Source organism: Pedobacter sp. AC402, assembly GCF_979252805.1.
In genome coordinates this window covers 544,298-558,281 of record NZ_CEEDAI010000009.1, presented here as the reverse complement: position 1 = coordinate 558,281, position 13,984 = coordinate 544,298, and the positions used below count along the sequence as shown (strand labels likewise).

Here is a 13,984-nt window from a genome sequence, read left to right as displayed (position 1 = left end):
AAAAATGCCCTTTTAGGGCATTTTTTTTATCTATTCGGGATCTGCGCCTGTTGGTGGTGCTTCATCTTGAAGTTTTGCTATGATTTCTTTCATCTTAGGCAAACCAAAATAATTGTTATCTTCTATTAATTTGATCACTTCAGGGTGCGAAACGGATAGATTGTATAAGGAAGAACCAGCCTTGTTCCATACTAGCGATGATTCTACAGATTTGTATTTTTCTATTGCAGGGTTTTCTATATTGGCAATGTTGGCTACAATTTCTGCTTTTTCTAAAGGAGTGAATTTTTTTGAAGGATCTTCTTCGAAGATTTTATCTAAGTCATCAGAATATAAAGCATCCATAAAGTAACCTAACGCATAAATCAATTTATTATCATTCGAACTTGTATTATCTTCAACATATTTTAATAATCCTCTTTTAATTTGCAGTATATTATTACAATCTTTCTTAAAAAAGAATTGACCTATAATTTCTGTAGAATTGTTATTTTCAGCCAGTAAAGATGAGAGCACTACTTTATTTACCTTCGATTCTTTATCATAACCAAAATTAAGAAGTAGGATCTTTAAGAAAGCTTGATCATTATTTAATAACCAAGCTAAACTAGCTTTATCATTGTTAAAAAGATATTTATTGCGGTGCACAAATCTCTGAAGATTACTTTCTCTTTTTGAATTAATTAATTCAACATCTTTCCATAGATATATTTTGATTTTTTCGCCATCTGTATCAGTTTTTATTAAAGGTAACGAATTCTCTAATGAAGATATCTCGGGTAAAGTCTTTTGATAGTTCAGGATTTCAGGAAGTGCATATAGTTCAGTTAACATCTTATCTTCTTTAATAATATAAAACACATAAGGAGTAGATTCGATTGAAAGATCGTTTCTGCTAAAAATTAATTTTTTATTGCATATATTCTCTGAATTTAAAATACGGATGGAATGATCAGAAATTTGATTAATTGTTTCTCCAAAAATTTCTTTTATTCTCAAGTTAAATTCTTTTTCATTTAGGAAGGTAAATCCTGAAGATTTCATTTTTTCCTTTAAAATTGGAATAGTAGCTAGAAGATCCTGTTCTGAATATTTGTAATATGGAAAGTCGGTTTCGAATTTCTCGGCAGAAGCTCCTGCCTCAATCTGTTTCTTTAAAATTTCCATAGTTAACTTATTAAATTTTTTGAAGGAAGATTTCCTCTCATTTTGACAAGAAGATATTATAACTATGATTATGTATATGGCTGTTTTTTTTATTACACTTTTCATTTTATTGTTCTAGTTGTTGATTCAGTTCCTATATCCGTCGCATTGTTCATTATTTTTAAATTATATTCTTCTTTTTCGGGTGAGTAATCAGGTGGTATAACAAACCAATCAATTACCGTTTTTGGATACTTCGAAATACTGACTTCTCGGGCCCCTTTTACCCCACCTTGATTTCCACCTATACAATAGTAATATTTTTCATCTTTGCTAATGCCTATAACGAAGGTTATATGCCCATCACCACCTACGGCAAAATTCTGTCCGTTTCGCTTTGCTAAACCATTAGCACCCCAATCGATTACTGCAGCGGCTCCATAAATTGGTTTAGACTGTTTCCAAAACTGCCACATAGAAGCTCTACATGATAATGAAGGAGGATTATATCCTGCATTTTTAAAACACCAGCTAACAAATGCCCCACACCAGTTTGTTCCCTCATCTGAACCTTTTCCATTGCTTGATGAATTAAAGTATTCTGATATTCTTTTATTATTTTCGGTTCCTTTAATTGCTCTCTGACCAACCTCATTCAATGCAAAAATCATCCAAGGAGCCCTTTTTCCAGTTGACTTTAAACTTATTGTGTTACCCCAAGAGCATTTACTGATGTTAAATATTTTTGAAGTAAAATCGTTAAATGCATTTTGCTTTTTGAATATTACTATCGCCAACATTATTACCTACTCCTTTAGAAATTTTCAAATTTTTCATCTTACCATTACTCATCGCAATCAGCCCATTCCATTTATAAAATGCCATCGAGGTTAGTACTGCAATTTTAATGTCTTTGGCAACAAGATCAGAGTTTTTGAGAATGTCTACTTTTTCATATTTTAAAGTATATGCATTTGCCTTGCTGTAATTTTCTCTTCCTGTGAGTTGGATCAATCCTTTGCCTCTAAAATTCCATCCGTCTCCTTCCTGTGTATTACCGATCCTGTTATTTACATTTCGATTTTTATCTGCATAAGCGAGATTAGCGATCATTTGTTGATTTGCAGCCTGTGTTTTGGTTCTTCCGTATTTATAGGCGTCTTCAGGATGTTTTGTGAAATAGGAGAAAGGTGGTTTGTCTCTTTTTCCTGTATTCTTATTCAGGTTGCCATTTAGAAGGGTATCTGCGCTATAATTCATATCTTCTCCGTTTTTTACATGGAGTTTGGAACCTGATTCTACCCTTATTTGGGCGAAAAAATGTGCTTTAACCCAACAAGTATTCATACCCAGATCGGACATATATTTGTTATAAGTTTCAGCAACAGTTGAGAGTGTAACAGCATCTGCATCTTTAAAAATCTGCTTGAGTTCGGCAGTAGTAATATCCCTGTTACATCTCGGACAGTTGCTATGGGTAATTCCTTCCTGTCGCCCAATCCCCACTAACGCTTTTCCGCCGTTTGCAGGCACATCATTTTTAAAGGCCATTAAAGTATTGCTAATGCCCATAAATTCCATTTCATCTATTACGGCATAAAAACGGTGCAGTTTTTCGCTATAGCTTTTTTCCCAGCTTTTGGCCAGTGTAAAATCAAATTCGATTACACCGCCTGCACTTATTGGATACTCTTTATGATGTACTAATGCGTCTTTTCTGAGGTTATCAAGCCCTAACCGACTCTCTTTTCGATATATTTTAACTGAAACATTTTTTGCGCTTAGGTTTCGCGTGCGAATGCGGCATTTCATTTTACTGCCATACAATGCTTGTATAACCTGCCTATTGTCTGTCAAAAACTCAATGCTGACGATTTCTTCGCCGGTTACCAGTTTCAGTTTTTGCAGCGGCTGAGGAAAATTACCGTTTAAGATTTCGTATTTTTTATCTGCAGAATATACTTTGAAATAAAACGCTGTCCCTTCTTTTAACAATTTCCTGTATCGATCGGCACTAGGGATAAAATGGTATTTAGCAAGATCGGGTATTTCGTCGTTGTGTATTTTAAAACCTGAAATTATGTGTATGGCAATCGCTTTTCCTGTGTGATCTATATAACCATATTCTAAATTAACGGTAATACCATCTGCTGCTTTAAATTTAATAAATGCGTGATTTGGTTCTCCCCATCCTGTTTTTGTTTTTTTACCGCCTTCGGGATATTCCCATTGCGCCAGTATCATCTCGGGCTGTGCTACAATAACTTTAACAGCTGCTTTTGCGCTGGGTTGAACCATATAAGCCTGCACGGTATATTCTCCGGGTTCGTCAAACTGATGCGAAATTGTTTCACCGGTTTTAGATTTAAAAGCTTCGACTAACTTGCCTTCTCCATCTTTGCAGATCCATTTTATTGCGGCAATTTCCTGTGGTAATGCAGGTTGTATTTTAAAGTGGTGTTTTACACTGAAAACTACATTTTCTTTTATTCTTGTACTGTTAATGGAAGTATCAACCGATGTAATCCCGTTTTTTAGCGCCCAAATTTGTTCAGACTGTTTAGCAACACCATTAAAAAAGGCCGATACAACATAACTGCATTCATCATTACAGCTAACCCTGGTGAGGTTCCCGGTTTGGATTAACAGATTTGGAATGCCTACACCTCCGGTTTTGGTTACCGACCAGGTGATGGTACTGATATCGCCCGCAAGTACAACTGATTGGAAAAGGCTTTTAAGTCTGAATTCTACTGGTATATTTACCCTTACTTTAGTTCTCCCATCAAGTGTGGTTACGGTTTCAATCTCATTTTCTTTAACCGTAAAAGGCCTGGTTACTTTTTTATCACCATTTGTTTTTCCAGAGGCTTCAATGAGGTAAACCCCTGCCTTTTTAAAAGTTATTGTCAGTGTTTCACCCGCATCATTGCGCAATTGCAAGGGTGTGCCGTTAACATCGTAAACTACCCAGTTTACACCTTGTTTATTGGCCTTTGTTGGTTCGCCTTCGAAATCTGCTTTAAAGGTAATTGGTGTGTTTATTGGCTGTTGTGCGCCGTAAGTCAATGGTGATATTGACTTCACTGTAGCACCATCTAAATCTTCATCTTTGGCTTCCTGCTGGGTATAAATAAGCTCTTCGGTAAGCAGGGGACCATCTGCAGACCAACTGCCTGCTTTTGCATTTTCCAGTTCCTGCTGGGTAACAAGTGCCTGTTGACCATGTTGAACAATTTTTACATTTCCACCTTTTGCCGTGCACAGAGCCGTGCTTTTATCGGTTAATACATATGCTCCATTTGGCAGCTCTACCTTTTCATAAAAATCTTTCCATTGTAAACGGGCTGTACAGGGCACTGGTTTACTGGGATCAGGTACTTTGCATTGCCCGAAATTGATGTTTAATACCTTGTTTTCTAAAGTGGTTGCGATTAATTTATTTTCCCCGTTATCGTTAATTACATATTTGTTATGACTAAGAACCTTTAATTGTTTCGGGCTTGGATCTACTGCCTTATCACAAGTGCATTTTGCACCATGGCACACCAGCAATTCGGTAATTTCACCATTTTGCCGATGCCTCTTCTGCCTTTTGTACAAAAGGATCTTTTGATGTAGCCATTTCATCAGTATCATCATCTATGGCATTTTCTTGCCTGTCAACCGGTTCAGGATCTGTACTCCAATTCATTTTTGAATATGTTTAATAAGTCTAAAAGTTAGATCATGAAATTTTGCCATTTAAAACAACCAAAAGATTTGATTGCATGCCTGACATTAATCAACTAGACAAAAGTTAAACCATACATTTTACCGTGGTGCTGCCAATTCGTAATCTCCTTTACTTTGAGGTGTTTATATAGCGTAGCGCAGCTGAATGATACTAAAAAAGATTATTTTAAAATTTTTATTTTTAAAATAGGTGTTAATAGATCAGTAATAATGTGTTGAATTTTTTCCCCAAATAGGTTTTGTGGGGAAATTTTTCCCCAATTTTTAAGATGAGTATTTCTAAAATATTTCAATACTTTCAGCTTCAGCGTCTGGAAGTTTGATTGTAACGGCAAACAAAATGGGTCAAGTTTTTTAAAACCTGACCCATTTAATTAATAGCTAAATTGGCTATTTATTACAATAATATCTTACTGCTAATGTCTTTATTGATGGTGATATATCCAGGATATTTAACCGGTGTATTGCCTAACATAAAAGTGGGCTTTATTTTGATGGTTAATAAACCCAGTTTCTCATCTTTAGAAGATGATCCTTTTTGGGCTGCTTTAATGATGTCGTTAAATACATTTCCATTTGATACCAATCCATAAATATTGCTCACCAATTGAACAGGTACCGTAACGGTTTGTCCCTGTGCAATGCTTACATTTTGGTTTACTGTTCCTTCTGCCAGGTCGGTGTTATTTACCAGTATTTTGTATTCGAACTGGTTAATCGCCGCCAGGTTAGCAGATGGATTGGTGATCTCTAAATTAAGGTTTGCCCTTAACGGTATGTCTTTTCTCAATAAACCCAAGGCCACACCCGGTAAACTGGTTAAACTTTTTTCCCCAAATAGGTTTTGTGGGGAAATTTTTCCCCAATTTTTAAGATGAGTATTTCTAAAATATTTCAATACTTTCAGCTTCAGCGTCTGGAAGTTTGATTGTAACGGCAAACAAAATGGGTCAAGTTTTTTAAAACCTGACCCATTTAATTAATAGCTAAATTGGCTATTTATTACAATAATATCTTACTGCTAATGTCTTTATTGATGGTGATATATCCAGGATATTTAACCGGTGTATTGCCTAACATAAAAGTGGGCTTTATTTTGATGGTTAATAAACCCAGTTTCTCATCTTTAGAAGATGATCCTTTTTGGGCTGCTTTAATGATGTCGTTAAATACATTTCCATTTGATACCAATCCATAAATATTGCTCACCAATTGAACAGGTACCGTAACGGTTTGTCCCTGTGCAATGCTTACATTTTGGTTTACTGTTCCTTCTGCCAGGTCGGTGTTATTTACCAGTATTTTGTATTCGAACTGGTTAATCGCCGCCAGGTTAGCAGATGGATTGGTGATCTCTAAATTAAGGTTTGCCCTTAACGGTATGTCTTTTCTCAATAAACCCAAGGCCACACCCGGTAAACTGGTTAAACTAAAACTCTGCTGGTCCATTAACTTTTTTACATCTGTGCCTGCAACGCTTACCTGTTGTACACCTGTAATTTTATAGGTGCAATTTTCAAGGGCTTTTATTTGCTGTGCCTGCCTGTTTACCCCACATCCAAAAATGCTGATGGCTACCAGGAAAAGCAATAATTTTTCTTTCATGCTATTCATAACGCCAAAATAGTAAAACTATTTCAGCTGCATTGCTGCTTTAACAAAATAAGTTAGGCTTCAGGCGTAACAGTTTCTACATTACCATCATCACTTTGATTCCCCTCTTGCTGGTTATCGCTGCCTGTTTCTGTTTGTTCATCATTATTTTCTTCAGCATCATTTTCAGTTTTAACCGCCTTTTCTGTAGAGGGGATAACCGTTTCTATGTTCATTTGTACATCATCAGTGGGTTTTGGATGGTTACCGTTGTTTTCGGCCGTTGTTTTTTCTTGTTCGTTTTCCATGGTATAAATCTGTTTATATTAATAAATCAAATCCAGGTGTATTTTGTTTGCTATTTTTATGAAGCATTTGTCTCATTTTTTAACTTTACCGAAAAAAATCAAACAATATGGCCGTTAACATCAGAAAGATAACAGCAGCAGACAATGTGGCTACTGCAGCAATGATCAGGACAATTTTAGAGGAATTTAAGATCGATAAACCAGGTACGGTTTATACTGACCCTACAACTGATCGGTTATCCCTCCTTTTTGAACATCCGGGATCGGCCTATTGGCTTGCAGAAGAAGATGGTGAAATTATCGGCGGATGCGGTATTTATCCTACCGAAGGGTTGCCTGCGGGCTGCGTGGAACTTGTAAAGTTATACACATCGGCAGCTTCACGGGGAAAAGGCGTTGGTAAAATGCTAATGGAGAAGAGCATTGAGTCTGCACAGCATTTTGGTTATAATGAAATTTATCTCGAATCGTTTCCCGAACTCACCACTGCTATTGCCATGTATGAAAAAACAGGTTTCAAAAAGCTATCGGCTCCTTTGGGCAATTCGGGGCATTTTGCCTGCAATGTTTGGATGTTATTGGTACTCTAGCTAACTCAATAAGGTCTGATTTATCATTGCAATGTTTTAGTGTTGGCTCAACGTCATTTATAATTAAGATGGTGGTGAGTTGGTTTAATTAAGGATATTTTTGCAATCTACATTTATCCCTTTTAAGTTATGGCTGATCACTTATTAAAAAATATACCTTACTCTGTACTCGATCTTGCAACTGTTTTAGATGGTTATACTGCTGCTGATACTTTTAAAACCAGTCTTGATCTGGCCAAACAAGCTGAAAGTTTAGGCTATACACGCTATTGGTTTGCCGAGCACCATAATATGGCTGGTGTAGCCAGTTCTGCAACGGCAATACTCATCGGCTATATTGCAGGCGGAACGGAAAGTATCCGTGTGGGTTCTGGCGGGATTATGCTGCCTAACCATGCGCCTCTAATTGTAGCCGAGCAGTTTGGTACGTTGGCTTCGCTTTATCCAAACCGGATTGATTTAGGTTTGGGCAGGGCACCAGGTACCGATCAGGTTACTGCAATGGCTATCCGTGGCGAAAACTTTAACGCGGCCCATAATTTTCCCAGAGATGTAGAAAGATTGCAGCAATTGTTTTCTGCCAGCAATAGCCGCGCAAGCGTTAGGGCTATTCCTGGGGAAGGATTGAATATTCCGATATGGATTTTAGGTTCTAGTACCGATAGTGCGCGTTTAGCAGCTGAAAAAGGGTTGCCTTATGCCTTTGCGAGTCATTTTGCGCCAACTTATTTTGAACAGGCCATCTCTATTTATAGAAATAATTTTAAGCCCTCTGTATTTTTGCAGGAACCATATGTAATGGCTTGTGTAAATGTTGTGGCTGCCGATACTGATGAGGAAGCAGACCGTTTATCAAGCTCGGTAAAGCGCATGTTTTTGGGTGTGATTACAGGCAAAAGAGAGTTGTTAAAACCAGCGATAGATGATATCAATCAATATTGGGACCGCATGGAAAAAGAAGCAGTAGAGCAAATGCTGTATTACTCTTTTATAGGCAGTGCAGAAACGATTAAAGAAAATTTAGAGGCTTTTGTTACAAAGTATGGTGTAAATGAGATTATGAGTACCTCGCATATTTACGATCATCAGGCAAAATTGCATTCGAATAAAATATTTGCAGCATTATTTGGGTAAAAGAAAGGTCGTTATTTTGCTCCATTAACCACCTAGTTCACAGAGAAAGATCACAGAGGGCACAGAATAAAACCCATTGAGAAGCTGCGACAACTTCTTGAATCTTTGGCAACCTCGATCGCCTAATGATCTAGATATTAAGGTTGAGCGCAGGATACTTTTCAATGTGCATTTTCCGCCATTAACCACCGAGTTCACAGAGAAAGATCACAGAGGGCACAGAATAAAACCCATTGAGAAGCTGCGGCAACTTCTTGAATCTTTGGCAACCTCGATCGCCTAAAGTCCCCCGCAGATATTTAGGGTGAACACAGAATCCTTTTCATTCTCCATCGAAGATTTTCCATCAATAACATCTACACTTTAAGATTTATTAATAATAAGGGAATATAAGGCCGCTAGCTTTGCTGCGAATAAAGCAGCATCCCTTGAGCGAAATCCTACTTTCATCTTTACAGTGCGGAAGCCATCAGGCCATGGAAGAAATTTACCAGGTTTATTGGGAAGATGTTTTTGATGCTGCCCTCAAAAAAACCGGTGATGAAGCACTCGCACAGGATATTACACAGGAAATTTTCATCTCCCTATGGGAAAACCGCACTTCCTTAAACCTTACAGCGAGTTTAGGCGCCTACCTGCATGGCGCAGTAAAATATAAAGTGATTAATTATTTCAGATCGGGCAGTGCTAAAGCGCAGCATCAAAATGCACTTTCCATGCTCATGGATAAACAGCATACAGCCGCTGCGGATGATAAACTGATTTTAAAAGAGCTCCATTTAGAAGTTGATGCCGCTATTGCGCTCCTCCCGGAGAAAATGCAACTGGTATTCTCGATGAGCAGGAAACAGGAAAAATCCATAAAAGAAATAGCTTCAGAACTTGACGTTTCTGTACAAACGGTGAAAAATCAAATCTCTGCAGCCTTAAAACTGCTCAAAAAAAGCCTTTCCTTTATCCTGTTAATCGCCATGCTGATTGGTTTAACATAAAGTTAATGTATCCATAACATTTTTGGTTAGTACCGATCTGCTTTTCAACTGACATGTATTTAAATGACAGAAGAACAGGCAAAAGAGCTGCTGCAGAAATTCCTCGATAAGCAGGCAAATCCGGAAGAACAAAAAAAAGTTGAAGAATGGTATGCCGCGCTCGATCAGCAAAAAGTTGAAGTGGCTGCCGACCGTAAAGCAGCAATTGGAGCGCAGCTACTCGTTAACCTTAAGGCGGCAATGCGTAATGAAACTCAGCATCACAAAGTATTTAAGCTTAAATTTTTTGTCAGGATTGCAGCAGCCGCACTCATTATCATTACAGTTGGTTTAAGCATTTGGAAAAGCAGTTTACCGGTAAGTTCAAACGGAAACCAACTTACCGTAATTACGGGGAGTAAAGAGCAGAAACGCATTACCTTATCCGATGGTTCGGTGGTTATGCTGGGCCCTTCAGCAAAAATTATCTACCCAAAAATATTTTCTTCAAACAGTCGCCACATCATACTAAAAGAGGGCGAAGCTTTTTTCGACATTGCCCACCAAGAGCAAAGACCATTTACGGTGCATACCACATCGGGTGTTGATATCAGGGTGTTGGGTACCTCGTTCAAAGTGAAATCCTATCAGGCCAGTAAACACATCGAGGTTGCTGTAGTTACCGGAAAAGTTTCGGTAAGCAACAAAAATGGAAATCTGGGCACGCTGATTAAAGATGAATTTTTAACCTACGATAAAGATGGCGGCCGTGCATCAATCCACAAGTTTAAAGCGGCAGCCTTTGTAGAACTTGCTTTTGAAGGCGCAACGTTGGGGCAGGTGATCAACAAACTCCAATATGTGTACAGCATTAAAATCTCTTTGAGTGATACCGCTTTGAATAAACTTAAAACTACGGCCGTTTTTAGCAGCAGGCAATCGCCCGAAGAAATTCTGGATATCATCTGCAGTTTGCACCACCTAAAATTCAATGCATCCAAAAACCATAAAACATTTAATATATACAGATGAGATAAGGATATGATACAACAATCATCTGCGGTACCGATCAGATCGGCCACCGTAATCTTTCTTTCTGGCAGAAAAAGTCAGCACAATTAAAGCTTTACAAATAAATAAAATCAAACAAATTAAACAATGAAAACAACCTCCCCTAAGAGGACTCCAGCGCTTCATAAGATCATGAAATACTCATGTTTAACATTTTCAATTCTCTGCATATTTTGCAGCTCAATACTGGCTTCGGCAGGTATGGCGCAAAAGTTAGCGCAAACAACGGTGGGCATTACGATTGGCAAAGGCCGTAAGATGACCGAAATTATCAAAGAAATCGAATTGCGGACGGGATTGAGTTTTGTGTACAACCCTGACCAGTTGCAGCAGAAAAACACGTATGTAAGCGGCGATTTTACCACTGAGCCCGTAAGATCGTTACTTGATAGACTTGGTTTACAGGTTTTAGAAAAAGGCGACTACATCATACTCAATAATGCAGTATTTAATAAACCCGACAGAGTAATTACCGGGATAGTAAAAGATTCTACAGGTATTTCTTTACCTGGCGTTTCAGTTAAAGTATTGGGTACACAAAGCGGCACCATAACCGATGGCAACGGTGCTTACCGCATTGAGGTGGGGGCAGATGCCGTACTCTCATTTTCGATGATCGGGTACCGTACTAAAGAAATAAAAGTGGGCGAAAGCCAGGTGATTAACATGGTTTTAAGTGAAGAACGATCTACACTTGCCGATGTAGTGGTAGTGGGTTACGGAACGCAGAAAAAAGAAACGTTAACGGGCGCAATCAGCATTGTAGGGATGGATAAACTTTCTTCCCGATCGCTGAACAGTGTAGGGGAGGTACTTGCCGGAAAAACCCCAGGTGTAATTGTTACCAATGAGGGTGGTGATCCAACATCTATGCCGCGTATCAACGTTCGTGGCTCTGGCGGTATCAACGGTGAAAATGCACTTTATGTAATCGATGGATCTATTTTTACAGGTACACCACAGCTAAATCCCAATGATATTGAATCCATTTCGGTATTAAAAAGACGGATCTGCAGCAATTTATGGGGCAAGAGCTTCGGGAGGCGTAATATTAATTACCACCAAAAAGGGCAAAAGCGGCAAAATGCAGATCAGTTTTGATGCAAAGGTTGGTTGGCAAAATGCCTGGAAAAAACTAGAACCTTTAAATGCACAGCAACGTGCACAAGTGGCCGCAACAGCTGCTAAAAACGGCGGAACCACCATTTTGCCTGCCTTTGATGCTACGAAATATCCCGATGGGCAGATTACCCGCACCAACTGGATGGATGAAGTATTTAGAGAAGGTTTATTGCAGGATTACAATGCTGCTATAAACGGTGGAAGCGAAAAATCCAACTATTACCTAAGCTTCAATTACCGCAATGCAGAAGGGATTGTATTAAATACCAAAAGCAAACGCTATAACTTTAGAATTAATACCGAGCATGAGGTTACCAATTGGTTAAAAGTTGGCGAAAACCTCTCTTACAGCAGTACCAACGGAAATGGTGCCAACACCAGCAGCGATTATACGGGGGCCTTACTTTCTGCAATTTATTATCCAACCAACGGAACACCGTATAATGCCGATGGCAGCTTTGCCGGTTTGCCAGGGCCATATGCCGGAGATTATGGTGATATTGTTAACCCTGTAGCAGAGTTAAATCGCATCGATATCAATAACCCTATAAATGTATTGGTAATTAATCCTTATGCAAATATTAAACTGGCCAAAGGTTTAACATTTAGGTCTAACTTAAGCATTACCAAAACAGATGCTTCTTTTAAAAGTTTTACACCTAAAAGGCCAGAAGTAGGAAAGCCGGTATTGAGCAATAGTTTGCAGGAAAGCAGTAACCGCAATAATGATTTCTTAACCGAACAAGTATTAAATTATAAAAATACTTTTGGTAACCACCAGCTGGATGTTACCGGAGGTTATTCATTTCAAAAAACACAGTATAGAAGTTTATTCGCTTCAGGTGCCGGTTTTGATGATGAATCGCCGCAGTACAGGTATTTAATGAATGCCACAGTAATACAGCCATCCTCAAGCGGTTATACCGCGCAGGCCTTATCATCCTTATTTTTACGTGCAAATTATAACTACCGCGAAAAATATCTGGTATCGTTAATCGGTCGCCGCGATGGTTCATCTTTACTTACCCAAAATAACAGAACCAGGAATTATGGTTCAGCTTCAGCCGGATGGATCATCAGCAAAGAAGATTTTCTTAAAAATGTGAGTTGGTTAAATGAACTGAAATTAAGGGGCAGCTACGGTTTTCTTGGCAATTTAGCCTCGCTAACTTCCGATGCGGTTAACCCGTTATTGGCACCAACACAAAGTTACTTCGGGCAAACGCCAACTTTGCAAAATGGTTATGTTCAAAACGTTTTGGCCAATGTTAACATTGCCTGGGCAGAATCCAAACAAACCAATCTTGGTGTTGATGTAGCCGTATTGGGCCGTTTAAACCTTTCTGCAGATTATTTTATTAAAGAAATCGATAAAATGATCCTAACCAGAACTTTACCCGGAACCGCAGGTTTAAATACGCAAATTATTAATGCAGGTAAAGTAAGAGATAAAGGTATCGAACTGGGTTTAACTTACAACAGTGATAAAAATGCAGCATTCACCTACTCGGTAAATGCTACCTTAACAAAAATAAACAACAAAATAGAAGAACTTATTCCCGGTATAGAAAACCAGGTAGTTGCTACCAATTTCCGCAATGAGGTTGCACCACTTACCAATAGGGTGGGCCAGCCGCTATATAGTTATTTTGTGTTAAAAACAGATGGCATTTTCCAAAGTCAGGCAGAAGCTGATAACTATAAAAATGCAAAGGGAACTAAAATCCAGCCTAATGCAAAAGCAGGTGATTTTAAATTCGTAGATATTAATGGCGATGGATCAATTGATGGTAACGACCGTTATTTTGCAGGCAGTGCTTACCCGGATTTTTCTTATGGCTTGAGCTTTAATGCAAGCTATAAAAACTTCGATTTCAACATTTTTGCACAGGGCGTACAGGGCAATAAGTTGTTTAATGCTGTAAAGCGTACAACTTACAGTGCTGCCGGACCATCTTATAACAAACTGGTAGGAATTTTGGATGCTTGGTCGCCGGAAAACCCAGGAGGCAAAGTGCCGATAATATCAACCAGTGATGCCAACGGAAACTTTGCAGCTTCGGATTTTTATGTAGAAAACGGCTCATATCTGCGTATCCGCAACGTAACACTTGGTTACAGTTTGCCAAAATCTATTGCTGGCAAATTAAAAACAGGTGGAGTAAGAATTTATGCTACAGCAAACAATCTTTTCACCATCACCAATTATTCAGGCTTTGATCCAGAAATCGGAATGGACAATAACGGGGTAGATGTTGGCCGCTATCCGCAGGCCCGAAGCTTTATCCTTGGTTTAAGTGTAAATCTATAATCA

13 protein-coding genes are annotated in these 13,984 nt (G+C 38.5%); 6 read left to right on the top strand and 7 right to left on the bottom strand.

The features are described from left to right. Window positions 1-30 precede the first annotated feature (30 nt). The 7 genes from AC0IWE_RS13190 to AC0IWE_RS13160 all read right to left on the bottom strand — a co-directional run bounded on the left by AC0IWE_RS13190 (window position 31) and on the right by AC0IWE_RS13160 (window position 6,782). Entirely contained in the window at window positions 31-1,272 is a 1,242-nt protein-coding gene (locus tag AC0IWE_RS13190) for a hypothetical protein (RefSeq protein ID WP_471793399.1), read from the bottom strand. Then, window positions 1,269-1,946, bottom strand: a complete 678-nt coding sequence (locus AC0IWE_RS13185) for a CHAP domain-containing protein (protein ID WP_471793398.1) — start codon at window positions 1,944-1,946, stop codon at window positions 1,269-1,271. The genes AC0IWE_RS13190 and AC0IWE_RS13185 overlap by 4 nt, the downstream gene beginning before the upstream one ends. Beyond that, entirely contained in the window at window positions 1,906-4,749 is a 2,844-nt protein-coding gene (locus tag AC0IWE_RS13180; protein ID WP_471793397.1) for a PAAR-like protein, read from the bottom strand. Before AC0IWE_RS13180 ends, AC0IWE_RS13185 begins: the two co-directional genes overlap by 41 nt. Then, window positions 4,712-4,840 carry a hypothetical protein gene (locus AC0IWE_RS13175; protein WP_471793396.1) on the bottom strand — a complete coding sequence of 43 codons (129 nt, stop codon included), beginning with the start codon at window positions 4,838-4,840 and terminating at the stop codon, window positions 4,712-4,714. The genes AC0IWE_RS13180 and AC0IWE_RS13175 overlap by 38 nt, the downstream gene beginning before the upstream one ends. A gap of 438 nt (window positions 4,841-5,278) precedes the next feature. Beyond that, window positions 5,279-5,779, bottom strand: coding sequence for a hypothetical protein (locus AC0IWE_RS13170; protein ID WP_471793395.1), 501 nt, complete (start codon window positions 5,777-5,779; stop codon window positions 5,279-5,281). A 104-nt stretch (window positions 5,780-5,883) separates the two neighbouring features. Continuing rightward, window positions 5,884-6,486 (bottom strand): hypothetical protein, encoded by a 603-nt coding sequence (locus AC0IWE_RS13165; protein ID WP_471793394.1) that lies wholly within the window; start codon window positions 6,484-6,486, stop codon window positions 5,884-5,886. 62 nt (window positions 6,487-6,548) lie between these two features. Then, entirely contained in the window at window positions 6,549-6,782 is a 234-nt protein-coding gene (locus AC0IWE_RS13160; protein ID WP_471793393.1) for a hypothetical protein, read from the bottom strand. A gap of 107 nt (window positions 6,783-6,889) precedes the next feature. Between AC0IWE_RS13160 and AC0IWE_RS13155 the strand changes: the two genes are divergently transcribed. The 6 genes from AC0IWE_RS13155 to AC0IWE_RS13130 all read left to right on the top strand — a co-directional run bounded on the left by AC0IWE_RS13155 (window position 6,890) and on the right by AC0IWE_RS13130 (window position 13,981). Then, the gene (locus tag AC0IWE_RS13155) at window positions 6,890-7,372 is read left to right on the top strand and encodes a GNAT family N-acetyltransferase (RefSeq protein ID WP_471793392.1); all 483 of its coding nucleotides are present in this window, start codon (window positions 6,890-6,892) and stop codon (window positions 7,370-7,372) included. 129 nt (window positions 7,373-7,501) lie between these two features. Further along, window positions 7,502-8,506, top strand: coding sequence for an LLM class flavin-dependent oxidoreductase (locus AC0IWE_RS13150; RefSeq protein WP_471793391.1), 1,005 nt, complete (start codon window positions 7,502-7,504; stop codon window positions 8,504-8,506). Window positions 8,507-8,934: 428 nt separating this feature from the next. Then, the gene (locus tag AC0IWE_RS13145) at window positions 8,935-9,498 is read left to right on the top strand and encodes an RNA polymerase sigma factor (protein WP_471793390.1); all 564 of its coding nucleotides are present in this window, start codon (window positions 8,935-8,937) and stop codon (window positions 9,496-9,498) included. Window positions 9,499-9,561: 63 nt separating this feature from the next. Further along, window positions 9,562-10,509 carry a FecR family protein gene (locus tag AC0IWE_RS13140; protein WP_471793389.1) on the top strand — a complete coding sequence of 316 codons (948 nt, stop codon included), beginning with the start codon at window positions 9,562-9,564 and terminating at the stop codon, window positions 10,507-10,509. A 171-nt stretch (window positions 10,510-10,680) separates the two neighbouring features. Further along, window positions 10,681-11,649: a carboxypeptidase-like regulatory domain-containing protein gene (locus AC0IWE_RS13135; protein WP_471793388.1), complete on the top strand. Its 969-nt coding sequence runs from the start codon at window positions 10,681-10,683 to the stop codon at window positions 11,647-11,649. Beyond that, window positions 11,567-13,981 (top strand): SusC/RagA family TonB-linked outer membrane protein, encoded by a 2,415-nt coding sequence (locus AC0IWE_RS13130; protein WP_471794038.1) that lies wholly within the window; start codon window positions 11,567-11,569, stop codon window positions 13,979-13,981. The genes AC0IWE_RS13135 and AC0IWE_RS13130 overlap by 83 nt, the downstream gene beginning before the upstream one ends. Window positions 13,982-13,984 lie beyond the last annotated feature (3 nt).